The organism is Mobilibacterium timonense (assembly GCF_900155555.1).
Taxonomy (GTDB): domain Bacteria; phylum Bacillota; class Clostridia; order Peptostreptococcales; family Anaerovoracaceae; genus Allobaileyella; species Allobaileyella timonense.
In genome coordinates this window covers 446,467-472,335 of record NZ_FUHN01000008.1, presented here as the reverse complement: position 1 = coordinate 472,335, position 25,869 = coordinate 446,467, and the positions used below count along the sequence as shown (strand labels likewise).

Genomic DNA, 25,869 nt, shown 5'->3' with positions numbered 1-25,869 from the left:
TACGGAGGAAAATATATGGGTAAAGCTATCGCTATTTTCAATCAGAAGGGCGGAGTGGGGAAGACCACTACAAACATCAACCTCAGTGCATGTCTTGCACTCAAGGGAAAGAAGGTGCTCGTAGTGGATATTGACCCGCAGGGAAACACCACCAGCGGGATCGGTATAACCAAGAGAAACCTGGACTACACCCTTTATGATGTGCTCATCAACGAAGACTTTGACGTAAGAAAGGCGATACTGAAAACAAAGACCAAGAACCTCAGTATCATCCCGGCAAGTGTGGACCTGTCAGGTGCGGAGATAGAGCTTGTAAACATCGAGGGAAGAGAGAAGACGCTGAAGAAGGCCATCGACAGACTGAGAGCGGACTATGACTACATATTCATAGACTGTCCTCCTTCACTTGGCCTCCTCACCATCAACTCGCTGACAGCTGTTGACAGTGTTCTCATACCTATCCAGTGCGAGTTCTACGCCCTGGAGGGAGTAAGTCAGCTCATGAACACCATCGAGCTGGTGAGGAAGAACATGAATCCGAATCTGAAGATCTCCGGAGTAATACTGAGCATGTTTGACGGAAGAACTAACCTGTCTATCCAGGTGGTGAACGAGGTAAAAAAATACTTCGGCGCACTGGTGTACAGCACGGTCATCCCAAGAAACGTAAGGCTTGCGGAGGCGCCAAGCTACGGAATGCCGGTAGTGAAGTACGATCCAAGCTCCACCGGAGCTAAGGCATATCAGAGATTTGCCGTGGAGTTCCTTCAGAGAGAGGAGCAGGAGAACGATGGCTAAAAGAAAAGGAGGCCTTGGGCGTGGTCTGGACGCTCTGTTCGCAGATGCGGCTCCGATAATTCCAGAGGAGCTGGAACAGGAGGCTCATCAGGCGGCAGCAGAGGCCGGGAAGTTGGAGAGATCATCAGCTTCAGGCAAAGGTTCAAAGGCAGCAGCTGGAGTCAGCGCTGAGACGCCAGCTGAGGATGATCCGGACAGGGTGATCTATGTCGATATAGACGACATTAAGCCTAACGCGTCTCAGCCGAGGAAGAATTTCAACAAGGAAAAGCTGGAGGATCTCGCGGAATCCATCAAGGAGAACGGAGTCATCCAGCCTGTTGTGGTAAGGAAAAAAGGCTCTTCCTATGAATTGGTGGCTGGCGAGAGGCGCTGGAGGGCTTCCCGTCTCGCGGGGATGAAGCAGATCCCTTGCCTGATCCGCAACTTCGACGAGAAGCAGAACATGATAGTAGCCATCATCGAGAACATGCAGCGCGAGGACCTGGATCCTATCGAGGAGGCCGCAGGTCTGAGAGAGATGGTGGACAGGTTCGGGTTCACTCAGGCACAGGTGAGCAAGTCTCTCGGCAAGAGCAGGGCATACATAGCGAATTCCATGAGGCTCCTCAAGCTTCCACCTGAAGTGCAGGATATGATCAGCCAGGGCCAGTTGTCTGCGGCCCACGGCAGGACGATAATAAATATTGAAGACAAAGAAAAACAGAAGGCTGTCGCCAACAAGATAGTAAAAGACGGACTCTCTGTCAGAGCTACAGAGCGGCTGGCGGAGAAGATCAAGGACGATGCCCGTCCTGAGCGCAAGAGAACGAAGTCTCCGAAGTCAGCGGACCTGGCTGCGGCCGAATCCGAGCTCAGGACGATCACCGGAACGAAGGTCCGCATTAACGGAAGTGAAAATTCCGGAAAGATAGAGATGGAATACTACAGTCTCGAAGAGCTGAACCGTCTCATAGATTTGCTTAGGAGCGTTAAATGAGTACCCAGGATGTAAGAAAAGACATCGCAGACGATGTAAAAACAGAAGCCGTGAAAATTACACCTGAGGTCCAGAAGGAAGCCCCTGACGGTATGGCGTTCATGGACAGGATACCATTTCCAGCGTGTCTGGTAGGTCCTGACGACTCGGTGAAGTATGCCAACCAGCTGATGTCTTCTGTTTTTACATACAAAAACATCGAAGACACCAACTTCTTTGCGCTCACGGGGGTCCGCAGGAGTGAACTGATCGATGCAGTGGAAGGGCCGGATCCTGTTTTTCCGAAGATAGAGAGAAACGACAGCTTCTTCGAGCTCCACACCGACTCCGACGCAACGACGGACGGAGACATGGTGGTATACTTTTACGATGTGACGGAGCGTGAAGAGCTGCGGATCCACTACAACGAGGAGAGGATCTGCCTGGCATACATCTCCATAGACAACTACGACGAGCTCATGTCCAGCATCACAGAGGACAGCAAGATGGCCGTGCCTACGGAGGTGGACAGGATCCTGAGAAAGTGGGCCGAGAAATACAACGGTTCCCTGGAGAGCACGAGCGAGGACACCTACGTGTTCACGCTTTTCAGGAGAGACGCAGAGCAGATCATAGACACAAAATTCGAAATACTGGACAGAATAAGGAATATCGAGGCGAAGATAGATTTTCCAGTCAGCATAAGCATCGGCATGGGCTTTGACGGCGAGACCATGGAAGAAGAGGCGGAGCTGGCCGAGGCGGCTCTCGAGCTTGCCATGGGCAGGGGAGGCGACCAGGCCGTGGTGAAGGACAGAGACCGCACCAAGTACTACGGCGGAAAGCTGCAGTCCATGGAGAAAAACAACAAGGGCAAGTCCAGGATCATTGCCCACGCGCTGCGGCAGCTGATAAAGGACTCGGGAAACGTTCTTATCATGGGCCACAAGTGGCCTGACATGGATTCATTCGGGTCGGCCATCGGCGCCTACAAGATAGCCAGGTACTACGACAAGGAGGCCGAGATAGTCATCGACGAGTACAACGAGGCTCTCCAGGAGATCATGTACTACGCCCACGAGAGAGAGAACTACCCGGTGATCAGCAGTGAGAAGGCCCTGGAGATCTGCGACAGGAACACTCTGGTCATCGTTGTGGATACCCACAGGCCAGGAAGGACTGCCTGCCCGGAGCTGATGGACATAGTGGAAAAAGTGGTGGTCATAGATCATCACAGGCTTTCGGAGGACGCCATAGAGAATCCGGTGCTTTCATACGTCGAGTCTTACGCATCGTCGACCAGCGAGCTGATGACTGAGATCATCCAATACACCGCAAATAAGAGGATCATCAAGAAATTCGACGCCGAGGCGCTGCTTGCGGGAATAACCGTGGACAGCAACAGCTTTTCCATAAAGACGGGGGTGCGTACATTTGAGGCCGCGGCGTGGCTGAGGCGGGCCGGAGCAGACACTACAGAGGTAAAGAGATTTTTCCAGATGGAGATATCCACTTTCCAGATGCGCGCGGACGCCATCGCTCATGCGGAGTATACTGAAGACGGTGTGGCTTACGCCATTACCGAGGGGTATTCCGCAGATGCCCAGGTCATCAACGCCCAGGTAGCGGACCAGCTCCTGAACGTGAAGGGCGTGCGGGCTTCATTCGCTGCCGGCAAAAACAACAACAACAAGACCGTGGTCAGCGGCAGGTCGCTGGGCGGCATAAACGTCCAGGTGATCCTGGAACGGTTCAACGGCGGCGGACACCTGAACTCGGCTGGCGCACAGGTAGACGAGCCACCAGAGGAAGTCATCGGGCAGATCAAGGAAGTGATCTCCGAGTACGTCGAGGAGCAGAACAGGAAAAAGGAAAAGGAGAAGGCCGAGGCCGGCGAGTAGCCGGATTGTCGGCATGAAGCATATTTCACGAGGACCCGGCAGTTACCCGGGAGAGTAGAAAAGAGGAAAAAATGAAGGTCATTCTTAAGAAGGACGTAAGGGGTACCGGCAAGGCCGGAGATGTAGTGAAGGTGAGCGACGGGTTTGCCAGGAACAAGCTGATCCCGTCCGGAGAGGCTGTAGAGGCCACGAAGCAGAACATCAGGGCCATCGAGAAGGAGAAGGCACTGAGGGCCGAGCAGGAGGCAGAGGAGAAGGCCGAGGCTGAGGCAGCTGCGGAGAAGCTGAAGGAAAAGAACATCGTCATCAAGGCGAAGACCGGCGAGGGCGGAAAGCTTTTCGGGTCCATCACCAACAAGGATATCGCCGAGGCGATACAGGAGCAGGCCGGGATGGAGATAGACAAGAAGAAGATCGAGCTCGCCGAGCCTATCAAGTCTGTGGGAAGCTTCACGGTGAAGATCAAGCTCCACACGGCCGTGACCGCAGAGGTGAGCCTGATAGTCACAGAGAAATAGCAGCACAGGAAGGAACTGTCAATGGCAGAAGCTGATAACCAAACTAACGTAAGGGTAGAGCTGCCTTGTGATATAGAAGCGGAGAAAGCTGTCCTGGGTTCCATGATGAAGAGCGAGGACGCGGTATCAGATGTGATAGATCTGGTGAAGCCGTCGGACTTCTACATCAAGGAACACCAGGAAATTTATTCTGCCCTGGTGGACATGTACAGGCACAGCATCAACATCGACATCACCACCGTGCACTCGGAGCTCAAGAAGAGGAAGACGGCTGAGATGACCGGAGGACTCTCCTACCTCATCCGCCTTACTTCGGATGCCATCGTTCCGACGAACGCCAGGTTCTACGGTGAGACCGTGGTAGCGAAGTCGAGGCTCAGGGCACTGATCGGACAGGCGGACATCATCAAGTCCAAGGCCCTCGACGGAAAAGAGCCGGCGGACCAGATACTGGATTTCGCGGAGCAGCAGATTTTCGAGATCGCCCAGAGCGGCCAGAAGAAGAACTACGAGGACCTGAACGACGTCCTCATCAGGAACGTGGAAGAGCTGCAGAAGCTCCAGGAGATGGGCGGAGACATCACGGGCATAACCACCGGATTCAGGGATCTGGACAAGATCCTGGGAGGTCTCCAGAGAACAGACCTTGTCATCCTGGCCGCAAGGCCAGGTATGGGAAAGACAGCATTTGCCCTCAACGTGGCGAGGAACGCCGCTGTGGCCGGGAACTCGGTGCTGATATTCAGCATGGAGATGTCAAGCGAACAGCTTGGTATGAGGATACTCTCCATGTCATCAAACGTGGAGATGGAGACACTGAAGCACGGAAGCCTGTCCCAGGAGGACTGGATGAGCGTTGACGCCGCAATGGACGAGTTCGAAGACCTGAACATAAACATCACAGACGCCACGGACATGTCCATACTGGAGATGAAGAACAAGTGCCGGCGGCTCAAGTCGGAGAAGGGCCTGGACCTCATCGTCATAGACTACCTCCAGCTGATGAGCCTTGGCTACGGAGTGGACAACCGTGTAAACGAGGTCAGCGCCATCACCAGAAACATCAAGATCATGGCCAAGGAGCTGGACTGTGCGGTGATACTGCTCTCCCAGCTCTCCAGAAACTCGGAAAAGAGGCCTGACCACCGTCCTCAGCTCTCAGATCTGAGAGATTCCGGCTCGATCGAGCAGGATGCGGACATAGTAATTTTTCTGAAAAGAGATGACTACTACGTGGAGGAGGACGAACCGGCGGAGATCGCTCCGAATAATACATGCGAGGTCATCATCGCCAAGCACAGGAGCGGCCCGACCGGAACCGTGAACCTGGCTTGGGTCGCAAAATACACAAAGTTCGCAAATCTGGAATACGGTGGACCGGAGTTCTAACGGGGTGACTACACAAACATCACAGAAAAATAACATATAATCGGAGTAAAATCACACGATGTCTAATGAACTGAAGCTGATAAAAAGGAAAAGAAGGGAATTGTATCTCCACAGCACAGAGGTGGAGAACCTTTTTATTAACGAGATCATGCCCGATGCCCCGGGAGACTACGTGAAGATCTACCTGTTCTGCCTCATGTACGCCGAGCAGGAGGTCTCCATTTCCATGAGCGAGATACTGAACATCCTGGACATCGACCGGGAGACTCTGGATGAAGCCTGGAACTATTGGGAAAAAAACGGGGTAGTCAGGTGCCTGCCCTCCGAAGATGGAGACGAGAACGATTATTCCGTGGAGTTCATAGACCAGATCGAAAGCCTCTACGGAATGAAAAAGAGGCAGAAGGCCAATGAGGATCTGTCTCCCGAGAAAGAGGCAGAGGAGGCGCTGTCCGAGGCTGACCGGGCCCTGGTGGATCTGGACCTTCAGGGAGTTCTGAGGGAGATGGAAAACGGTCTGGGCAGGACACTCAGCCGCAAGGAGATCGATTCGGTGGTAACCAGTCTCAAGGAGAACCTGGTAAAGCCGGACGTCATGTCCTACGCCATCGACTACAGCCTGCAAATGGATAAGCGAAACGTGAACTACATCTGCAAGGTTGCCGAAAACTGGACCACCAGAGGCTGTGCCACGATCGACGACGTTAAGGAGCTGCTGGCTACGGAAGGAAAGCGCTGGACATACTACAGGCTCGTATTCCGGGAGATGGGCTTCAGCAGAACGCCGGCTCCGGGAGACATCGAGATCATGGACTCCTGGCTGGACGACATGGGATACACACAGGATCAGGTGCTGCAGACCTGCAGAGATCACGCTGGAATGCAGAACCCGAGCCTGAAATACATAAACGCCGTTCTGAGAAACAGGATGCTGGAGAACGGTGGCATCAGAAAGAGCTATGCAAGTTACGTGAAAAAGGGCGCACAGCGATCAGCAGACAGTACTTCCGGCAGTCATGCCGAAGGCGTGCAGACCACAGGGGAAAACAGGAGAGAAGAGCCTGTGTCGCCTGACTGGAAGGGCACACGCAAGAAGAACGAAGAGATCACCGTGAGCCGCCGCGTCCTGAGGGAGTACTATGAATATCTGAGAGATCAGGACCGCCAGAAGCAGGAGGAGCGCATCAGAGAGGTGTGCGAGAAGGAGCCTCTCATGAAGGAGGTACTTGAACTGGAAAAAGGTGTGAACTTCAGCAGTCTCACCGCCGGCGGCCAGGAGGCCAGGAAGGTGAGGGCGGCGGCGAGGAAGCACCGTGCCGAAATAGAGGCGGAAAAGAGAGATCTGCTCAGGTCCAGGGGATATCCCGAGGACTATCTTGAGATGAAATACGTGTGCAGAAAATGTAAGGACACGGGAACCGATAATGAGGGGAGGAGCTGTACCTGCGTGAAGCAGCGTGCGGAAGAGGCATATAGATGGAACATAAAAAGGAACCAAACCAGATAAAGGAGACGGACCCGAAGCTGGATGAGCTCCGAAGGAGATCAGACGAAAGCGCCAGGTGGGCCGAGGCCGCCGCCAAGGCGGAGGCAAGGCTCAGGGCTCTTGAGGCCGAAAGGGAGAGGACCCGGAAGGAACGGATCTCCGATATTCCAGAGAAGGTAGAAGACAGGCCTGTTGCAATAAAGGCGGGCGACAGACAGAACACCGCGAACGCCAAGCCGCCAGTGGCTGCAGAGCCTCTGACCGAGAAGACCGAGAAGTCCGGGAAGAAGGGCAGAAAGGCAGAAAAGAAGGCCGGCAAGAGGGCGGCAAAAGAAGCAGAAAAGGCGAAGAAGAAAGAAGCTAAGACCCGCAAGGAGCTGGAGAAGGAAAAGAAGGCTCAGAAGAAGCGTGAGAAGCGCAAGGAAAAAAGGGCTGAAAAGGGTGACGGAATATTCCGCCGGGCCGGATGCAAGATAGTCAATGGAGCCGCCGCCACCGTGGAATTCCACGACAGAGTACAGGGAGCCTGCGACCGTTTTTTTGCAGCCATAGGCATAAGCCTCGTGAAAGAGTACGACTCTGCTGTGCGCCGCTACAGACGGAGCCGCCGGCAGATATATGCAAGCTTTTTCCTGATGGTCATCATAACCTGCGCGATGCTCTTGGTTTTCGAGCACTTCACCGCATATCAGTACGCCTACAACGGCAGGGTCCTGGGATACGTAAAGGATCAGAACGACGTGGTGAACGTGCTGGACGTGGCGGGAAACAAGCTTTCTTCTTCAAATAAAGCGAACATCAAGTTCACCGCCAACGACAACGTCACCATGAACAAGGTGGCCGTGTTCAACAAGGACATGGACACCCCTGATCAGGTGGTGAACAAGCTCACATACATGACCGACATCGAGGTATCCGCGGTCGCCATCTGCCAGGACGGTAAGGTGGAGACTATCGTGGAGAATCAGGATGCCGCCGATGCTGTTTTGAAGCGCATCAAGGCAAGCTACAGAGTTCCTGATGAGGGAATGAAGATAACGAAGTCCGAATTCAAGCAGCCGGTGGAGACGAAGACCATCAGCGTTATGCTTACCAGCGTACAGAGCAAGGGAGACGCTCTCAAGGAACTCACCGACGGAGGCGAGATCGAGATCACACACCTCGTAGGAGAAGGCGAGACCATCAGGAGCATCGCTAAGAAGTTCGACGTTTCGACTACAGACATTTACCTGAAGGATTCCGGAAACCCTGCCACGAAGATAGAGTCGGGAGACAGAGTGGTGATCAAGAAGAAAGTGGATCCTCTTACAGTAGTCACCGTTGAGAGCGGTACCACGACTGAGGTCATCCCGTATGAGACCGAGGAGCAGGAGTCCGCCGATCTGTACATCGGTGATACATACGTACAGCAGCAGGGCGAGGATGGAAGACAGTCCATCACCGGAAAGATCACCAAGGAGAACGGCAAGGAAGTAAGCAGGGACATCAAGAAAAAGGAAGTCCTGAAGGAGTCGGTGAAGCAGATCGTTCTGAAGGGAACTAAGGAGAAGCCTAAGACAGCTCCTACCGGGACATTTGCAATGCCGATAAGAGGTGCTACCATCACATCCGAGTTCGGACAGAGATGGGGCAGGATGCACGAGGGTATCGACTTCGGAGCACCTGTAGGAACGCCGATCTACGCCTCTGACGGAGGAACAGTATCCAGAACGGGAGTGTACGGAGGATACGGTATCAGCGTGGACATAAATCACGGTTCAGGCTACATGACCAGATATGGACACATGAGCAGACTTGTGGTCTCCGAGGGCGACCAGGTATACCAGGGACAGCTCATCGGATACTCTGGAAACACCGGACGAAGCACCGGACCGCATCTCCACTTCGAGATACGCATCAACGGAACCGCGATGAACCCGCGGAATTATCTGTAAAAAAAGAATGAGCGTGATCTGCTCCGGGTGGCGATATCCGGGGCGGTTCCGCGCATCAGGAGAAACAAAGTGTCGGAACAGCAGAAGACGAAAAAAAGAAAACGGAAAAAAAGGCGGCTCAAGCCACTGACTCTGGTGATCATCATCGCCATCGTCCTGCTGTCCGGCGCCTATGTGAGGAACATAGTAAAGCTGGAGATCGAGCATCATCAGCTGGTAGAGCAGAATCAGAAGCTAAAGGAGGAGCGGCGTCAGCTTCGCATAGAGCTGAAGAATGTGAACAGTCGGGAGTACATAGAGGACCAGGCCAGGAAACAACTGCGGCTGGTGAATCCAGACGAGATCCTTTTCGTGTTCCCGGATCAGAACGGAAGCACGACAGGAGACAGCAGCTCTGACAGCAACAGCAGTGACAGCTCCGGAAACTCCTGATATTACAGGAATGAGGAGACGACAGGAAGGATCTGTAGCAGATTTTGAGAGACGATAGAGACAAGAGAGAAAACACCGGAACTGAAAGCAATGAGCCATTTGAACGGCTTAAGGTATCCCAGGCCATCATAGTTGAAGGGCGGGATGACGTAGATGTGGTGAACCGTGCCTGCGATGCTCTTGTGATACCGACCCACGGCTTTGGCATCACCAAGGAGACCTGGGAGCTTCTGGAAAAGGCGTACCAGGAAAAGGGACTAGTGATCCTGACCGATCCGGACTTTTCCGGGGAGGAGATAAGGAGGCGGCTCACCGCCAGGTTCCCGGACTCCATCCAGGCTTATCTTCCTCTGAATGAGGCGGTGAGAAAGTCGGACGGGGATATCGGCATTGAGAACGCCCGGCCGCAGGACGTAGCCGAAGCCATCAAAAAAGCTCATGGCGTAAAAGCCTCTGACGGCGGAAAAGAACTTTTTTCCATAAACGCAGAGACTCTCAGGGAGCTGGGGCTAGCGGGAGGACCGGACGCATCCGCCAGGCGGGCTGCGGCAGGCGCAAGGCTGGGGATAGGCTACGGAAATACGAAGACTTTTCTCAGGAAGCTCAGGCAGTTCGGCATCACCGAGGCAGAGCTCCGGGAGGCCGCGAGAACAGACGATCCGGAACGGCAGGAGCGCGACAGGAACATATGAGCAGAGATCACAGAAGCAAGAAGGGGTTCAGGCACTCCAAGAGCCTGGGTCAGAACTTTCTCCAGGACATATCTATAGTTCAGGAGATCGTGGAGGGTAGCCAGGTGGACCGGGACACGCTGGTCATTGAGATAGGACCCGGGCAGGGAGTACTGACCGCCGAGCTGGCGGAGGCCGCCGGCCGTGTCATGGCGGTCGAGCTGGACGACCGTCTGATCCCGGAGCTGCGGGCGCGCTTTATCGCATATAACAACGTGGAGATAATACACCAGGACATTCTGGAGTGCGACGTTGCGGCGCTGGTGGCGAGAGGCCGGGAGGAGTACGGGCTCACGAAAGCAAGGGTGATAGGGAATCTTCCTTATTACATCACAACACCTATAATCACAAAGCTGATCACCGGCCGTCTGCCCATCGAGAGCGTGACGGCGATGATGCAGAAGGAGGTCGCCGAGAGGCTGATGGCTGGACCGGGCACCTCCAAATGCGGGGCTATAACATATCAGGTCCAGTACTATACAGAAGTGTCCAAGATCTGCGACGCGGGAAAAGAGGCTTTTTATCCCGTGCCGAAGGTGGACTCTGCGGTGCTGCGCATGGACATCCGCAGAGAGCCGCCGGTGCAGGTGCGAGACGAGAAGGCCTTTTTCAGGTGCGTGAAAGCGGGCTTCGCCCTGAGGCGCAAGACCCTGCTCAACTCGCTTTCCGCCGCTGAGGGCATGGAAAAGGAGGAGATCCGCAGAGTCCTGGAAAAAGCGGGTATCAGTCCGGAGAGGAGAGCCGAGAGCCTTTCGATGGAAGAGTTCGCGAGGCTGGCTGATTCGATGGAGGAGGTTAGAGTTTAGATGAAAAAAGTTAAAGCCGCGGTGGCCAAGGTCGCAGGAGTGATAAAAAAAGCGATCATGAAGGTCTACGACAAGTACAGGAAGAAGTTCCCTAAGAAGCCGCCGAAGTATTTCGATGATTCGGTGCATTACAGGAAGTACGTTTTCAAGCTCATGCTGTGCGCCTTCTTCATGTATCTCTTCATCGAAGAGTTCGCGAGGATAACCATAAGTCCGATAGGAGGAATACTTTTCCTGGTGCAGCATCCGATCATATTCTTCTATAACTGGCTGATAATATTCACCACGCTGACGCTGTGTCTCCTTTTCAGGAAAAGGGGCATCGTTCTCCTGCTGGTGATGGTGTTCTGGGGCATCCTCGGAATAACCAACGGTATCATCCTGCTGAAGAGAATGACGCCTTTTACCCTGTACGACCTGCAGAATGCCGCAGACGGCATATCGCTGGCGTCCACATACTATTCGAAGATCCAGATAACTCTTGTGCTGGCAGGTCTTGTTATTTGCGTGATCCTGCTTGCCATTTACGCCATCACCTGCCCGAAGTGGGATAAGGTGAACTACAAGAAGGCGGGGATCACCGTGGGAGGAAGTCTCCTGCTCTGCATCATGCTTACCTTCGGGCTGATCAAGACAAACGTACTGGGGACTTTTTTCGGAAACCTGAACTACGCCTATAACGACTACGGATTCGTTTACGGATTCGGCACCACGTCGGTGCTCCACGGCATAAGCAAGCCGTCGGACTATTCGGAGGCAACGGTCCAGAACATCCTGAAGCAGGATACCACAAACGGCCTGGACACCCAGCTGAAGCAGACGAACGACGACATGGATCATCCTAACGTCATCATCCTGCAGATGGAGTCCTTCACGAGGGCTCAGGATTACCACAACATTACCGTGGACAACGACCCGACTCCGGTGTTCAACAACCTCATGGAAAATTATTCCACCGGCTGGTTCGAGGTCCCGGCCTGCGGTGCGGGAACTGCGAACACAGAGTTCGAAGTGCTCACGGGGATAAGCGCAAGGTTCTTCGCTCCGGGAGAATATCCGTACAAGGGCAAGCTGAGGACACAGACGCTTGAGAGCATGGCCTACGTGCTGAAGAGCCACGGCTACACCACGGCAGCAATGCACGACCACAGAGGACTTTTCTATAACAGAAACGAGGTATACCCGAACCTGGGCTTCGACAGCTTCACATCGCTGGAGTACATGAACAACATTACCAAGACTCCTACCGGATGGTGCAAGGACGAGGTACTCACGGACGAGATCATGGACGAGATGGCCAGCACCAAGGGCCGCGATTTCCTCCACGTGGTGTCTGTCGAGGGCCATGGCGCATATCCGACGGAGCAGGTTTTCAAGGATCCTTACACTACGGTCACCGCAAAGGACGGAGATGAGGAGACAAAGTGGAAGTACGAATACTATGTGAATGAGTGCCACGAGATGGATACCTTCATCGGAAACCTGCTTTCTGAGATAAAGGCAAGCGGCGAGCCGACTGTGGTGCTGATCTACGGAGACCACATCCCGGCACTGGACATCAAGGAAAAGGACTACGGTACCGGAGACCTGTACCAGACCAGGTACGTGCTATGGGACAACATCGGACTGCAGAAGCAGGACGAGAACCTGAATGCCTACGAGGTCGCATCCAGGATCCTTGAGAGGATCGGAATGGCCCACGAGGGAGTGACCTTCGATTACGAGCAGACAGCCAACGAGAATTCCAAGGACTACGAGCAGAATCTGAAGACTCTGGCATACGACATGATCTACGGAGATAACTATACATTCGGTGGAAAGAATCCGTTCCAGCGTGTGAACATGCGCCTCGGATTCAGGAAGATCAAGATCAACGACATCGTCAAGATCGGAAGCAAGTACTACATCACAGGAGAAAACTTCACCGAGTACAGCTCCGTAAGTCTTGACGGCAAGGTGCTGAAGACCACGTATCTGAGCCCGACGCTCCTCGGTCTCAACGAAAAGGTGGATCCTGAGGACGTATCGAAGCTTGAAGTGAGCCAGGTGGATCCGAAGGACGATACGGTGCTGTCCAGCATCAACTCGCTGGAGGAGCTGTAAAAAGAAGAGCTTAATACATTGCGAAATAGTGATTATAGGAAGGGAATTGCCGGCGGCAATTCCCTTCGTTATTTCTACTGTATTTCTACTGCTCTCCGAACCCCAGCCTGGCGAATTTTTCAAGCTCATCTGCGGGATACGGTTCCATGTGGCAGTTGCCAATTGAATCAGGAACGATCAGGCCGATGCTGTTGTTACGGATCCTCTTGTCGTGAACAAGATATGGCAGGATGTCCTGGACCGTGCAAGGTGGATCGATCGCGAAGCCGAAGTCGTTGACGAGCTCACGGATCTCGTCGGCAGTATCGGAAGAGGTCAGGCCGAGAGCGGCGCAGCCCCTTGCCTCCAGAACCATGCCCATGGCGACGGACTGGCCGTGGGACAGGGAGAAGCAGCTCCAGGCTTCTATCGCGTGTCCGAGGAGGTGGCCGAGATTGAGGAAACCTCTTTTTCCTTTATCGGTAACGTCACCGTGAACATAGAATTCTTTTGTGGTGACCGCTCTCGCGATGACCTGGCACAGGAGGTCGGTCGCGTTATCGGCAGAGTCACTGGTTTTCGCGGAACGCTCAGGAATTTTTTCCAGGGCCTGACGAAGAAGAGCGATGATCTCGGGATCCTTGAGGATGCCGTATTTTATGGTCTCGGCGCAGCCGTCCATGAATACCGTGGCCGGCAGGGTGAGGAGGAGATCCGGGTCGCACAGAACCAGGGAAGGCTCCCAGAAGGCACCGATGAGGTTTTTGCCCTGAGGGAGGTCGATGGCCGTCTTGCCGCCGACGGATGAGTCCACCGCGGCCAGGAAAGTTGTGGGGATCTGGACGCATTTTATCCCGCGCATGTATGTGGCGGCAGCGAAGCCGCCGAGGTCGCCGATCATGCCTCCTCCGAGGGCCACCAGTATGTCAGTGGGCTGAAGGCCGCGGTCGGCCATCATGGAGACGACATCGAGGTAGGCGGTGGGATTTTTTGAGGACTCGCCGGCAGGGAGCTGGCAGGTGGAGACCTGATATCCCGCCTCAGTCAGCGATCTGTATATGGTGGCGAGTGGCATGGAAGGCAGTGACGCCACCGTGGAGTCGGTGAGCACGAAGGCGCGGCTGCCTCCGGGAGCATGAGAGATATATTTTCCGGCCTCCGGGAGGAGTCCGGGTTCGATCAGCATTTTGTAAGGGCGGTCGCCCCTGATGTCCAGTTCCTTCATGAGCACCTCATTTCCTTGTAATTTTCACGGGTTATACTTTAATATTCGACTAATATTTGTATAATAAATGATAGTAGCACAAAGGGTTTTGTCTGGCAAAGACAAGGCCCGTCCGAAACGCTGATCTTATGTGGGCCCGGAGCGAGGCGAGCAGCCGGTCCGGGCCCGCCAGCCATGAACGATCTGCCGAAGGCGCAGATCCCACCGGAGGCCTGCCGGTGGTTTCCACGGATCCGGATGTCACCCGGATCGATCCAAGAAGAATTTTCCCCGGAGATCTCATGATTTGGAAAAGAAGGAACTGATACCAGCAAAAGAGCGGTTTTTTGCGAATTTCAACGGGTCAGTCGGGCGTTATCATCATATCAGGACTACAGAATAGAAGATTTTTGCAATAACAGAAAGAACGAAACGGAGTAGAGAATGGCACCAGCTAGAAAGAAAAAGGACACCGAGACCGCAGCTGCCGAGGCCGAGCTGAAGGAAGCTCAGGAGCAGAAGACAGAGGCGGTGGAGAAGAGCGAGGACGAGAAAAAGGAAAAAAAGCCGGCGAAACGCCGGGGTCGTCCGCGCAAGAAGCCGGTGGAGCCGAAAGCGTCCGAAACGGCCGGGGCGGATGAGACAGCCAATGAGACCGAGGCGAACGGCGCTGCCGGGGCTGAGGATCTTAAGGATATATCTGATGCTTCCGCTGGAGAGGAGGTGGCCATTGCGGCCGAGTCCGGAGATGCCAGTACGGTAAACGATGAGACCGGCGACGAGGAGGAAAATACAAGCGACAAGGAAAACAGCAGGGAAACAGATAAGGAAAACGAAAAAGATCGCGAAAAAGAGAACGACAGGGAGAACGAGGAGGAGCGCCCTGTAGTCGAGGGAATCCTGGAGATCGCCGAGGGAGGATTCGGATTCCTGAGGTTCAACAACTTCCTGACCTCAGATAAGGACATCTACGTTTCACCTGCCCAGATCCGCCGCTTCCGCCTCAAGACGGGAGACAAGATCAACGGCATCTCGAGAAAGCCGCACAGAGACGAGCGCTTCGGCGCCCTCCTTTACGTGAACACCGTAAACGGCGACGACCCGGGAGTGTGCAGGAACCGCCCTCACTTCGACGATCTGACACCGATTTTTCCAAACGAGCGCATCAAGCTGGAGGCAACCAGCATCGAGCTGTCCACCAGGCTCGTGGACCTCATCGCCCCGGTCGGAAAAGGCCAGAGGGGCCTGATCGTCGCCCAGCCTAAGGCAGGAAAGACGGTGCTCCTCAAGAAGATCGCCAACGCTGTGGAGACTAACTACCCTGACATCGAGCTGATAGTGCTCCTCATCGACGAGAGACCTGAGGAAGTCACGGATATGAAGAGGTCACTCACCAGGGGAGAGGTGATATATTCCACATTCGACGAGTTGCCGGCTCACCACGTGAAGGTGGCCGAGATGGTGAACAGCCGCGCCAAGAGACTGGCCGAGCAGGGCAAGGACGTGATGATCCTCCTGGACAGCATCACCAGGCTGGCGAGGGCGTATAATATGGAGGTGCCGAGCTCTGGCCGCACACTTTCTGGAGGACTCGACCCGGGGGCGCTGCACCCGCCGAAAAAGTTTTTCGGGACTGCCAGAAACCTCGAGGAGGGCGGAAGCGTGACGATCCTGGCCACGGCCCTGGTGGACACGGGCAGCAGGATGGACGACGTGATCTTCGAGGAGTTCAAGGGCACGGGAAACATGGAGCTGGTACTGGACAGGAAGCTGTCCGAGCGCCGGATCTTCCCGGCCATCGACCTGAGCAGGTCAAGCACCCGCCGGGAGGACCTCCTCCTGAGCCCTCAGGAGTGGACCGTGATGAACCTCCTGCGCAGGGCCATGGCGGACGGCAATGCCGCAGAGGTCACAGAGGACATTATCGACAACATCTCTCACACCAGGAGCAATCAGGATTTTCTCGATATAATGGAGACGGAGCTGCGCCAGGGGAGATAGCGAGAGTATATGGATTTTAAAAAGATTTTTATCCCAGGAGTCAAGCCTACGTCCATCGGTGGTCAGGCCGTGATGGACGGTGTCATGATGCGGGGGCCGGACAGGATGGCCCTGGCGATGCGGCTTCCCGGGGGAGACGTATATCTGCGAACGGAAAAGCAGAAGCCGCCGGGGCGCTGGCGGAAGATCCCACTCGTGAGAGGGGTGGTGTCCTTCGTGCAGTCCCTGGCTACTGGAATGGGCACGCTGATGGACTCCGCGGACATACTGGAGAGGTACCTGCCTGAGGAGGAGACGGAGGAGCCGACGAGATTCGAAAACTGGCTCAACGACAGATTCGGGCCAAGGGCGGCGTGGAATGTCATGCTCACCATATCGGTGATCCTGGCCATCGCCATCACGGTGCTGGGATTCGTGATCTTCCCGACCTGGGCGGTCAACTGGCTTGGGGCCTTCATCCACAGCGACATCGCGCTGAATCTGATAGAAGGCATCTTCAGAATACTGCTTTTCCTGCTGTATATCGTTGCGATACGAAGAATGGACGACGTGGACACCATGTTCCGGTACCACGGGGCAGAGCATAAGTCCATCCACACATTTGAGAGCGGACTGGAGCTGGTCCCGGAAAACGCCAGGCAGTTCCCGACTCTCCACCCGAGGTGCGGCACCAGCTTCCTCATGTTCGTGATGATCGTGAGCCTGCTGCTGTTCTCGTTCCTGGGGTGGCCAAGTCTGGGCATGCGCATCGCCTCGAGGATCCTGCTGATACCGGTGATCGCGGGCATCAGCTACGAGCTGTTGCGCTGGGCGGGCCGAAGCGACAACGTGATAGTTCGCTGGCTGTCGGTGCCAGGCCTTCTTTTCCAGAAGATCACCACGGCAGAGCCAGAAGACAGCCAGGTGGAGATAGCTATGACAGCCCTGAAGGCAGTGCTGGTGGACCCGGATGCGCCGGATGTCGACGGCGTGGTCGGGGAAGAAGATTCGGATGTTGACGGCGTTCCGCCGGAGTACGAGGAGGGTCAAGATGAATGACGTCACAAAAGGATATGATATCGATGAATGGCTCACCCAGGAGCTGGACAGGAATGCGGGAGAGGAAGAGCCCGAGGACAGCAGCGCTCAGGCAGGCCAAGGCGCGACGACTCAGGAAAAAGATTTTTCCGGCAGCAGCCATGCGGCCGGGGAGAGCTCTGACTATGATGACCACCTGGGCGTGATGCGGACGTTCGACGACGAGCTGATGGACAGTTTTTCAAGCGGCTCGGATAAGGACCGGACCAGAGTGGCCGGAAACTCGGTGCTCTCTGGAATATCAGAGACCGCAGGCGCCGCGGGATCTGCAGGCAGGGAAGACCTCGCCTACAACACACAGCTTTACAAATCTCAGAGGAAGAAGAGGCCTGGAATGCCGGGAAGACCAGGGAAACCTGGAAAAGCCTTTGACCTCATCGGCTCGAAGGCCGCAGAGGCGGCCGCCCGGACCTCCATGACCCGCATGGGAACACTGACCACCACGGCCCTTCAGGCTGGCGATCACAAATCAGTGACAAGGGCCGGCGGCATGGATGAAGAGATGGAAGAGATCCGCCGCCGCCGGGAGCAGGCCGACAAGATGGTGACCCAGATGCTGGAGCGCCAGCGCAGTGCGCCGATCCTGGACGAGGAGCCGGAGTCGAGAACGGAGAAGATGATCGGCCACGCGGTTGACACCGTGGAGGAGGTCTCCCAGAAGACGCTGGAGAAGTCAAAGGGGAAGCTGTCAGAGTTCTTCGAGCGGCTTAAGAAGAAGTTCACAGAGCACGAGCCTGAGGAAGAGGAGGCAGAGGAGATAGCTCAGCTTCCGGGATCAGAGAAGTCCGACGGACAGGTCGACGAAAAGTCAGACGGACAGGTCGACGAGAAGTCCGATTTGAAGGCTGCAGAGACGGTGCCAGCCGCAGCTGCGCAAGCAACAGAGGAGGCCTCCAGTGCTACGGATGCGGAACCGGCACCAGGACCTCGCCATGGCGCACACGAAGCGTCTGGAACGGCAGTTTCACCTGACTCGCCAGCCGCGGCTGGCGCAGAGCCAGAAGACTTTTACATAGGAAAACACAGCAGTGGAGCGACCGCATCGGCGGTGACCACAAAGCCTGCCGATGAGGACTCTCCGCTCAGTAAGATGGATCCGAAGAAGCGCAGGGAGACTCTGTACGAGCTCCAGGGAGAGGCCGAGGCTCTTGCCCGGTCCATAGCCGAGGCTGAGGCAAGGCTGAAGAAGAAGGAAGAGGAGACGGCAAGGGCGCAGGCCACAGCTGACCCTGCCCGCAGACCTGCACAGATACCGACGAGAACCGATGAAAAGCATGGCACTGAGAAGCAGACGCCTGAACAAGCACCGAAGCCTGCTCGCAGCGACGTGACCATGCAGCTGGACGCCGTATTCGGGAATGAGTCCAAAGGCGCCAGGAAGATGGCCGAGAAGATGCGCCAGGCCGTGAGCGATGCCGCCACTGAATCTGAGGAAGCTATAAAGAAAGCGAAAAAAGAAAGCAAATTGCCTGAGGCTTCCGCCAGCGCCATGGAGTTCGCTGCAGCGGCAGAGCGGGAGATCGCCGACAAGAACCGCCGGGAGAGCTACATGAAAGTGAAGGCGACCCGGTACGGGCAGGATCACCGCACCGTGCGGAATGCCCTGAAGTACGGACGCCAGGAGCTTATGTTCGTGGAAAACGGCCGCCACGACGCCACGGAGATCTTCAGATATGTCTTCGGCTTTTCCGACAAGGACATAATCCTCCGCAGGGACGAGGTCCTGGACGACCTGGCCATCAAGGAATACGAGAAGATGATCGAGCGCCGCCTCCACGGCGAGCCGCTCCAGTACATAATCGGTGTGCAGGAGTTCATGGGGCTGCCTTTCCGGGTGAACGAATACGTGCTCATACCTCGCCAGGACACCGAGGTGCTGGTGGAGCAGGTCCTCGGAGTGATCAAGGGCAGGGAGCTGGAAAAACCGGAGATCCTCGACATGTGCACCGGCAGCGGCGCCATCGGGGTATCGCTGGCATACGAAAGGCCGGACGCCCAGGTCACCATGGCGGACATCAGCACCGAGGCCATCAGCGTGGCTATGGACAACGCTCAGCTGAACGGTGTTTTCCAGAGGTGCACCTTCGTGACGGGAGACCTTTTTGACGCACTCCCGGGCTGGAAAAAGTTCGACGTCATCGTCTGCAATCCGCCTTATATCAAATCGGATGTCATCGAGACCCTGCAGCCTGAGGTCAGGGACCACGAGCCGCGAAGGGCTCTCGACGGAGGAAAAGACGGCCTGACGATCTATCGCAGGATCGCGAAGGAGGCCGGGGCTCACCTGGTGTCCCACGGTGTCCTCGCCCTTGAGATCGGCTACGACCAGGCGGTGGACGTGGTGACCATACTTGGCCAGGGAGGCGACTTCGACGGCGCCAGGATCATCAAGGATCTGGACAACAAGGACAGAGTAATCATCGCTTTGAAAAATAAATAATATGGAAAAAGGGCTTTTGCCGGCAGGCGTGTTGCGGCTCGTGCGGTCAGAAGATCGCATGCCACGGCATCACTCGATATCCGGCACGCTGGCCCGCGGAACAGGAGTATTGAAAAAATGGAAATCGCAGTTATTTTCGGAGGAAAATCACCGGAGCACGAGGTATCGAGGCACTCAGCTGTAAACGTGCTGAAGGCTCTGGACAAGGACAAGTACAACGTGTGCAGAGTCGGCATAACCAAGGAAGGCAGATGGTACATGACGGAGGCAGGATATGAGGCCATCGCCGACGGCAGCTGGGAAAAAGACCCGGAAAACCGTCAGGTGGTCTTCCCTCACGATCCTGTGGTGCACGGTCTTCTTGTTTTTGACAGCGAAGACAGGGCGGAGACGAAGCACATCGACTGCGTGATCCCTGTGCTCCACGGCGCACACGGAGAGGATGGAGACATCCAGGGGCTCATGGAGCTGGCGGAGATCCCGTACGTGGGATCCGGAGTGGCAGCCATGGCGAATTCCATGGACAAGACCATAACCAAGGTGCTTGCGGCGACCACCGGGGTGAGGCAGGCGAAGCACTGCGTGCTCCAGTACCACAGCTACAAGGAGGACCCTGAGGGAGAGGTGATGAACGCGCTCACCGCCCACAACGGGAAGTTCCCTCTTTTCGTGAAGCCTTCCTCCGTGGGATCCTCGGTCGGTGCCTCCAAGGCGAAGGACGCTGAGTCCCTGAGAAAAGCCGTTGCCGAGGCCTTCAAGTACGACACCAAGGTACTCGTGGAGGAGGCGATCGTCGGCAGGGAGATCGAGTGTGCCGTCCTCGGCAACTACGATCCGAAGGCCAGCCGCGTCGGCGAGATCCTGGCGGGCGAGGAGTTCTACACCTACGATGCAAAGTACAACAACCCGAAGTCCACGACCAGAGTAGTGGACGACCTGCCAGAGGAGACTATCAACAGGATCCGGGAGTACGCCGTGGCCATATACAAGGCCATGGACTGCAGGGGACTGGCCCGCGTGGACTTCTTCTACAGCAACGAGGGTGAGATCGTCTTCAACGAGATCAATACCCTTCCGGGATTCACCAACATCAGCATGTACCCGATGCTGTGGGAGGACATGGGGCTGCCGCAGCCGCAGCTTCTGGACAGCCTGATAGAGCTGGCGATGGAAGAACACAGTACCTGGAAATAGCACGACACAGTGACGCGGGGACGTTTCGCATCGACGTGATCTGAGTCGTTACGAAACGCCCTTTTTTCAAAAGCATGATCAAAACATTCGAAACGGGAGGTGATCTGATGACTATGAGGATCGAAAATCAGGCGGTGATGTTCGCTCTTCTCTGCAAGTACACCGTTCTTGAAAAGGGAGAGCTCGGGCGTCACGTCATCCAGCAGGGGATGATCCAGTACGGCAAGGAGCGCGGCCGGCGGATGGCGGCCAACGCCAGGGCCAACGGGGACCCGATCGCCCTTTGGACGAATCAGGCCTATGGAGAATGGAAGCCGGACTACGACGGCCAGATGGAGTTCGGCACCCTGGAGAACGAACCGGAGTACAAGACTTATATCTCTAAGTGCGCATGGTGCGACGCCTGGAGAAAGTACGGTCTTCTGGAGTACGGCCGCGACTACTGCGTGAACGTGGATAAGGCGGTGTACGAGGGCTTCGACCCGGACTTCAAATGTCTTCCGGAGTACCCGACCATGAGCTGGGGCGGAGAGAAGTGCGTTTTCAACTGGACACAGCCGCTCAGCAAGAATGACCAGGAGAAAGTCAGGTCAAAAAAAGCCCAGCTCGGAACGTCCTGCATGAAGGATTTCGAGTATCACACCGCACACATCTACAACACGATCACCGGAGCTATAAGAGACGCTTTTCCGGAAGAGGCGGAGGACATCATCAGAAAAGCCTCCGATGAATACATCGGTATCTTCGGCCGTGAGGAGTTCGACCCGCTGCTGAAATACGGCCCGGAGGACTTTTTGCCGGAAAAATAGCCGCATAAATCATTGGGATATAAAATGCAGAGCATCTGCAGAAGGAGGCTGAAATGGGGATCAAATTCGGAGTCATCGGATTCGGAAACATGGGAGGAGCCATCACCAGAGGCGCTGTGAACGCCGGCTATCTCTCTAAGGAAGACGTTTACGTTGCGGACATCAAGGAGGAGGCGCGGCAGGCTGCCAGGGATTTTGGCCTCACCGTTGTAAAAGACGATGAGGAGCTGGCGGCAAAGAGCGACATCGTGCTCATGGCGGTGAAGCCTCAGCAGTACGAGGAGGCGGCGGCCATGACCGGGAAAGCTCTGGACGGAAAGGCAATGCTCTCCATCGTGGCCGGTGTCACCACCGACCGGCTCCAGGCGGCGATAGACGGAACACCGAGGATCCTCAGGCTCCTGCCGAACACACCGGCGCTCGTTTATGAGGGAGCATTCGCGCTGAACAAGGGCAACGACTTTTCACCGGAAGAGGAGGCTTTCTCGGAAAAGCTTTTTGCATCTATCGGCACTGTTCTATGGGTGAAGGAGAGCGACCTTGACGCGGTGTGCGGCCTCAGCGGCGGCGGTCCGGCTTACGTGGCGATGTTCATCGAGGCGCTCGCCGACGGCGGCGTGAAGGAAGGGCTCACCAGAGATGTGGCCTACAAGCTTGCGGCACAGACCGTCCTGGGATCCGCGAAGATGATCCTGGAGACAGGCATGCACCCGGGCCAGCTGAAGGACATGGTCACGTCCCCGGCAGGCACCACTATCGAGGGCTGCGACGCACTGGAGGAAGGCGGATTCAGACATGCGGTGATAGACTGCGTGGTCAGAGCCAGCGAGAGGTCCAGGAGCCTTTAAGAGGCGAGCGAGGTACCGTGACCTGAAAACCGGTCGATGACCGAACTTGAGGACAGGACTTGGAGACCGGCTGTGTGCCGGGATCTGGAGAACTGGATCTGAAGATCGAAAGCGGCGGCGGGGGCTGCCGCTTTTTTGTGTGCCAGTGAGAAGCGTTTTCGGTGACAAATGGCGGCACAAATAACGGTAAGTGCGCTTTTTCCTGTCCAATTATTGACACAAAAGTCCTCCGGTGGTAATACAAATGTGCACTAAAAGAATATAGTAAATATACATCTTGGAAACAAATAATATAAAACATTCATCAGCAAGTGAGATCAGATCAAAAGGGGTGTTTTGCATGATCAGAAGAATTATGACGTCCAAGACAGAAGACAGGAACACAGGCCTGACGCCGGGCCGCAGCAGAAGTTTGCATACCAGGTTCAACGCGTTTCTTTCCGCGGTCCTGGTGATGATGATGGTGGCTATAAGTCCGGGAGCGATGGCCTTTGCGGCCGACTCCACTTCCGGAAACGACAGCAGCACAGCAGTTGCCGCCGCAAATGCTGCAACAGTACAGATTACATACAACGCCAACAGGGGGACTTTTAAGTCCGGTTTCACCAACAAGGTCTCGGCCGCCCCGGGGGCTCACATCACACTCCCGGGTGCTGACGTGGCGACGCTAACGGGGAATCAGGCCAGCCACCTGGCGGGATGGTCCACGAGCAGCACGACTTCCACGCCTGAATACAAGCCGGGGGACGACTATGTGGTCCCATCGAGCGGAGTCACGCTGTATGCAGTGTGGCAGAAGAGCCTGACACTGGCCCCGAAGCTGGAAAACATGACAGCGTACTACATGGTGGTGGACACCAAAGGGAATGTCCTCTCGGAGGGTCCGGTGAACGGGGCTACCCCGGTGACGGCACCTGGACCGCAGAGCTCGGAAGCCTTCGTGGAGGTGTTTGTGAAGCCTGATGCTAATTACCTGATCACAAGGATCGACTCCGCCGACGTAAACAACTTCATATACCCGCTCAATGGCAGTTACCTCGGCCGCCCGGGCAAGTACCTGAAAGCTTCGGACGTAAAGCGAATGCAGGATCAGGGGTATGTGGCCACCTTCGGATGGGGCACTGCATACCAGAAAGAAGGTAATATTCTCACCGTAGATGCCAAGGCCTTCCAGCCGGTCCCGGAGGCTAAGATCGAGCCGGACAGAACGAGTGGCCTCAAGGAAGGCGATGTGATAACGCTGACTGTTACTCTCCGTGCCGGAGACATGCAGAATCAGTACTCAGCCGCGCTGAACGGCACACCGGTGGTACACGTCGGAAAAACCAGCACCACAGACATCCCTCTTTCCAATGTGACTAAGTCTGGCAACGACACTTACACCGGCACGGTCCAGTACGCCGTGACCGCGGATGACATCAAAAACAACAGCCTCAACGCCAGCGTGGAGGCAAACTTCATCTACAGCTACGAGTTCCCTTTCAAGGGCGCAAACAACCAGCAATACAGCGTCACGACCAACGCGACCATCGATTCCAGCAGCGATGCCATCGTGATCGACGGCTACGCAAAAGCCCACAAGGTCAGCTATAGTTACTCTTTCCTCGGCGGCGTGACTGCGCCGACCGGATTCCCGATACTGCCGACGGACAGCAACGCGTACACCAAGGGCAACACCGTGAACATCTCCGCAACTCCTGCCACTGGCAGCACAGTGAGGGATGACGCCAACAGCGGTTCCTGGAATTTCACGGGCTGGTACCTCTACGACAGGCTGATCAGCGGCACCACGACCATGGGGGACGACGATCTGAACTTCGAGGGAAGATGGCTTTTCCAGGCCGATCAGGACGCCCTGACCTATGACGCTAATGCCGGCAGCGATGCGTTTGAGGGGACGACTGCGCCGTCACAGGGCTACGCCGGCAGCGGTGTTTCCGTGGAAAAGAACGGTTTCACCCGCCAGGGCTACCGATTCACCGGCTGGAACACGAAGGCCGACGGGACGGGGACGCCGTATGCGCCTGGCAGCACATATGTCCTCAACGGCAAGGCCGACGACGTGCTGTACGCCCAGTGGGAAAAGACCTACAGGGTGAATTACCAGCTGAGGTATGAAGGTGCCGATGGCATTGATACCTCCAGCTTCCCGGCAGAGGTCATCTCTGTCCCGAAGGACGGCAATGAGTATGCAAAAAACGATGCCGTCTCTGTTTCCACTGACCCGGTTCAGCGCAAGGTGAAGGATCCGATCAACGGCGGTACATGGACCTTCGGAGGCTGGACCCTCAACGGCCAGCCTGTCGAGGAAAAAGTCACCGTGGGCACCGAGGACATCACCCTCACGGGAACCTGGACATTCACCTCGGACAAAAAGACGGATCCGGGCAATGCGAATTCGAATTCAAATACGAATTCCGGCTCGACCACAAACACAAAGATCACCCGGACCGGCGATGCACAGGGCACGCCGCGTACAGGAGACGATACAGACTTTGAGCTGTACGCATCCATACTGGGCATCAGCGGGGCCGCACTGGCCGCATTTGCGATAGCAAGGCGGAGGAGAAAAGTTCAGGAAAAGTAAAGAATTAGGTTCTTCATGTTTTTTTGGGGGATGGCAGTTTGCCATCTCTCTTTTTTCGCTCTTGTCTGCTCCGAGAACGATGCCGCTGGAGACCGGCTTGCTTGTGGCCGCCTCCAGCGGCACGGCATTGTTGTTGGATAGAAGACCATTTTGGCTCAGTAGAAAGAAAACGAGGGCAATCGAATCATAGATCTTTCAAAATGTAAATATACAGTTGCTGAAATTTTTTGCCAAAACGATGAGAACAGCGGTTAAAACCCTGCATTAATATTTATTCAAATTTGTGATTCCACTCCACATGCCCGAAAATTGGCGTTTCCCCTGGAAAAATTCTGATCCAGAACTCCAAAGGGGATATCCATAGAGGAGAAACCAGATCGGTTTACGGGATGAGTCATAGCTCAGAGTCTCATTGGCATAGCATGATGCTTCATGTGACCGACATATGTGACCAAGGTCTTTGGATAGGTAATGTTATGCCATACGCGTGGCGCAACATCCCGATTGTACGTCGATTGTATTTTTTCCGAGAGTAAAAGCAATGAATTTTTCCAGTAAAACATGGCTTTTTCGGCGTTTCCCCTGGAAAGCCCTCGTCTACCATCACCATGAGCAGCAGAAACGTGGGAATATCTACTTTGCACTGCTCCTCTGAACACAATGAACGATTTCAA

The 25,869-nt window shown here is 55.4% G+C and carries 19 protein-coding genes; 18 read left to right on the top strand and 1 reads right to left on the bottom strand.

From position 1 onward, the window contains the following. Positions 1 to 15: 15 nt before the first annotated feature. The 11 genes from BQ7382_RS08160 (at position 16) to BQ7382_RS08110 (ending at position 13,056) form a co-directional block, all read left to right on the top strand. On the top strand, positions 16 to 798 hold the full coding sequence (locus tag BQ7382_RS08160) for a ParA family protein (protein WP_077391617.1): 783 nt from the start codon (positions 16 to 18) through the stop codon (positions 796 to 798). Further along, positions 791 to 1,777, top strand: a complete 987-nt coding sequence (locus BQ7382_RS08155; RefSeq protein WP_077391616.1) for a ParB/RepB/Spo0J family partition protein — start codon at positions 791 to 793, stop codon at positions 1,775 to 1,777. Before BQ7382_RS08160 ends, BQ7382_RS08155 begins: the two co-directional genes overlap by 8 nt. Then, entirely contained in the window at positions 1,774 to 3,657 is a 1,884-nt protein-coding gene (locus tag BQ7382_RS08150; RefSeq protein WP_235847986.1) for a DHH family phosphoesterase, read from the top strand. Before BQ7382_RS08155 ends, BQ7382_RS08150 begins: the two co-directional genes overlap by 4 nt. 71 nt (positions 3,658 to 3,728) lie before the next feature. Next, entirely contained in the window at positions 3,729 to 4,175 is a 447-nt protein-coding gene (gene rplI / locus BQ7382_RS08145; protein WP_077391615.1) for a 50S ribosomal protein L9, read from the top strand. A 21-nt stretch (positions 4,176 to 4,196) separates the two neighbouring features. Beyond that, positions 4,197 to 5,564: a replicative DNA helicase gene (gene dnaB, locus BQ7382_RS08140; RefSeq protein ID WP_077391614.1), complete on the top strand. Its 1,368-nt coding sequence runs from the start codon at positions 4,197 to 4,199 to the stop codon at positions 5,562 to 5,564. Between the two features lie 58 nt (positions 5,565 to 5,622). After that, complete coding sequence (locus tag BQ7382_RS08135; RefSeq protein ID WP_077391613.1) at positions 5,623 to 7,071, top strand: DnaD domain protein; 1,449 nt, start codon at positions 5,623 to 5,625, stop codon at positions 7,069 to 7,071. Further along, complete coding sequence (locus BQ7382_RS08130; protein WP_077391612.1) at positions 7,041 to 8,984, top strand: peptidoglycan DD-metalloendopeptidase family protein; 1,944 nt, start codon at positions 7,041 to 7,043, stop codon at positions 8,982 to 8,984. The genes BQ7382_RS08135 and BQ7382_RS08130 overlap by 31 nt, the downstream gene beginning before the upstream one ends. Positions 8,985 to 9,053: 69 nt before the next feature. Further along, the gene (locus BQ7382_RS08125) at positions 9,054 to 9,416 is read left to right on the top strand and encodes an FtsB family cell division protein (protein WP_159437272.1); all 363 of its coding nucleotides are present in this window, start codon (positions 9,054 to 9,056) and stop codon (positions 9,414 to 9,416) included. Positions 9,417 to 9,460: 44 nt separating this feature from the next. Next, on the top strand, positions 9,461 to 10,108 hold the full coding sequence (locus tag BQ7382_RS08120) for a toprim domain-containing protein (RefSeq protein WP_077391610.1): 648 nt from the start codon (positions 9,461 to 9,463) through the stop codon (positions 10,106 to 10,108). Continuing rightward, positions 10,105 to 10,953: a 16S rRNA (adenine(1518)-N(6)/adenine(1519)-N(6))-dimethyltransferase RsmA gene (rsmA, locus tag BQ7382_RS08115; RefSeq protein WP_077391609.1), complete on the top strand. Its 849-nt coding sequence runs from the start codon at positions 10,105 to 10,107 to the stop codon at positions 10,951 to 10,953. Before BQ7382_RS08120 ends, rsmA begins: the two co-directional genes overlap by 4 nt. Further along, a complete protein-coding gene (locus BQ7382_RS08110; RefSeq protein ID WP_077391608.1) occupies positions 10,954 to 13,056 on the top strand; it encodes an LTA synthase family protein in 2,103 nt (700 codons plus the stop codon). It begins immediately after the preceding gene. An 85-nt stretch (positions 13,057 to 13,141) separates the two neighbouring features. Here the strand turns inward: BQ7382_RS08110 and aroB are convergent, their stop codons facing one another. After that, the gene (gene aroB / locus BQ7382_RS08105) at positions 13,142 to 14,260 is read right to left on the bottom strand and encodes a 3-dehydroquinate synthase (RefSeq protein WP_077391607.1); all 1,119 of its coding nucleotides are present in this window, start codon (positions 14,258 to 14,260) and stop codon (positions 13,142 to 13,144) included. Positions 14,261 to 14,683: 423 nt separating this feature from the next. Here aroB and rho point away from each other — a divergent pair, with 423 nt between their 5' ends. The 7 genes from rho (at position 14,684) to BQ7382_RS08070 (ending at position 25,195) form a co-directional block, all read left to right on the top strand. Continuing rightward, the gene (gene rho / locus BQ7382_RS08100) at positions 14,684 to 16,240 is read left to right on the top strand and encodes a transcription termination factor Rho (RefSeq protein ID WP_077391606.1); all 1,557 of its coding nucleotides are present in this window, start codon (positions 14,684 to 14,686) and stop codon (positions 16,238 to 16,240) included. Between the two features lie 9 nt (positions 16,241 to 16,249). Next, complete coding sequence (locus tag BQ7382_RS08095; protein ID WP_077391605.1) at positions 16,250 to 17,278, top strand: DUF1385 domain-containing protein; 1,029 nt, start codon at positions 16,250 to 16,252, stop codon at positions 17,276 to 17,278. Continuing rightward, positions 17,271 to 19,757, top strand: coding sequence for a peptide chain release factor N(5)-glutamine methyltransferase (prmC, locus tag BQ7382_RS08090; RefSeq protein WP_144082118.1), 2,487 nt, complete (start codon positions 17,271 to 17,273; stop codon positions 19,755 to 19,757). Before BQ7382_RS08095 ends, prmC begins: the two co-directional genes overlap by 8 nt. A 117-nt stretch (positions 19,758 to 19,874) precedes the next feature. Continuing rightward, entirely contained in the window at positions 19,875 to 20,951 is a 1,077-nt protein-coding gene (locus tag BQ7382_RS08085; protein WP_077391603.1) for a D-alanine--D-alanine ligase family protein, read from the top strand. 107 nt (positions 20,952 to 21,058) lie between these two features. Further along, positions 21,059 to 21,760, top strand: a complete 702-nt coding sequence (locus BQ7382_RS08080) for an L-2-amino-thiazoline-4-carboxylic acid hydrolase (RefSeq protein WP_144082117.1) — start codon at positions 21,059 to 21,061, stop codon at positions 21,758 to 21,760. Positions 21,761 to 21,813: 53 nt separating this feature from the next. After that, on the top strand, positions 21,814 to 22,608 hold the full coding sequence (proC, locus tag BQ7382_RS08075) for a pyrroline-5-carboxylate reductase (RefSeq protein ID WP_077391601.1): 795 nt from the start codon (positions 21,814 to 21,816) through the stop codon (positions 22,606 to 22,608). Positions 22,609 to 22,948: 340 nt separating this feature from the next. Then, a complete protein-coding gene (locus tag BQ7382_RS08070; protein ID WP_077391600.1) occupies positions 22,949 to 25,195 on the top strand; it encodes an SHIRT domain-containing protein in 2,247 nt (748 codons plus the stop codon). Positions 25,196 to 25,869: the final 674 nt, after the last annotated feature.

What these genes read in the sequence shown, in the direction of transcription:
- BQ7382_RS08080 (WP_144082117.1), top strand. Translation starts at nt 21,059, where the DNA reads ATGACTATGAGGATCGAAAATCAGGCGGTGATGTTCGCTCTTCTCTGC.
- rsmA (WP_077391609.1), top strand. Translation starts at nt 10,105, where the DNA reads ATGAGCAGAGATCACAGAAGCAAGAAGGGGTTCAGGCACTCCAAGAGC.
- BQ7382_RS08095 (WP_077391605.1), top strand. Translation starts at nt 16,250, where the DNA reads ATGGATTTTAAAAAGATTTTTATCCCAGGAGTCAAGCCTACGTCCATC.
- prmC (WP_144082118.1), top strand. Translation starts at nt 17,271, where the DNA reads ATGAATGACGTCACAAAAGGATATGATATCGATGAATGGCTCACCCAG.
- BQ7382_RS08160 (WP_077391617.1), top strand. Translation starts at nt 16, where the DNA reads ATGGGTAAAGCTATCGCTATTTTCAATCAGAAGGGCGGAGTGGGGAAG.
- BQ7382_RS08110 (WP_077391608.1), top strand. Translation starts at nt 10,954, where the DNA reads ATGAAAAAAGTTAAAGCCGCGGTGGCCAAGGTCGCAGGAGTGATAAAA.
- proC (WP_077391601.1), top strand. Translation starts at nt 21,814, where the DNA reads ATGGGGATCAAATTCGGAGTCATCGGATTCGGAAACATGGGAGGAGCC.
- BQ7382_RS08130 (WP_077391612.1), top strand. Translation starts at nt 7,041, where the DNA reads ATGGAACATAAAAAGGAACCAAACCAGATAAAGGAGACGGACCCGAAG.
- BQ7382_RS08155 (WP_077391616.1), top strand. Translation starts at nt 791, where the DNA reads ATGGCTAAAAGAAAAGGAGGCCTTGGGCGTGGTCTGGACGCTCTGTTC.
- BQ7382_RS08070 (WP_077391600.1), top strand. Translation starts at nt 22,949, where the DNA reads ATGATCAGAAGAATTATGACGTCCAAGACAGAAGACAGGAACACAGGC.
- rho (WP_077391606.1), top strand. Translation starts at nt 14,684, where the DNA reads ATGGCACCAGCTAGAAAGAAAAAGGACACCGAGACCGCAGCTGCCGAG.
- BQ7382_RS08085 (WP_077391603.1), top strand. Translation starts at nt 19,875, where the DNA reads ATGGAAATCGCAGTTATTTTCGGAGGAAAATCACCGGAGCACGAGGTA.
- aroB (WP_077391607.1), bottom strand. Translation starts at nt 14,260, where the DNA reads ATGAAGGAACTGGACATCAGGGGCGACCGCCCTTACAAAATGCTGATC.
- BQ7382_RS08135 (WP_077391613.1), top strand. Translation starts at nt 5,623, where the DNA reads ATGTCTAATGAACTGAAGCTGATAAAAAGGAAAAGAAGGGAATTGTAT.
- BQ7382_RS08150 (WP_235847986.1), top strand. Translation starts at nt 1,774, where the DNA reads ATGAGTACCCAGGATGTAAGAAAAGACATCGCAGACGATGTAAAAACA.
- dnaB (WP_077391614.1), top strand. Translation starts at nt 4,197, where the DNA reads ATGGCAGAAGCTGATAACCAAACTAACGTAAGGGTAGAGCTGCCTTGT.
- rplI (WP_077391615.1), top strand. Translation starts at nt 3,729, where the DNA reads ATGAAGGTCATTCTTAAGAAGGACGTAAGGGGTACCGGCAAGGCCGGA.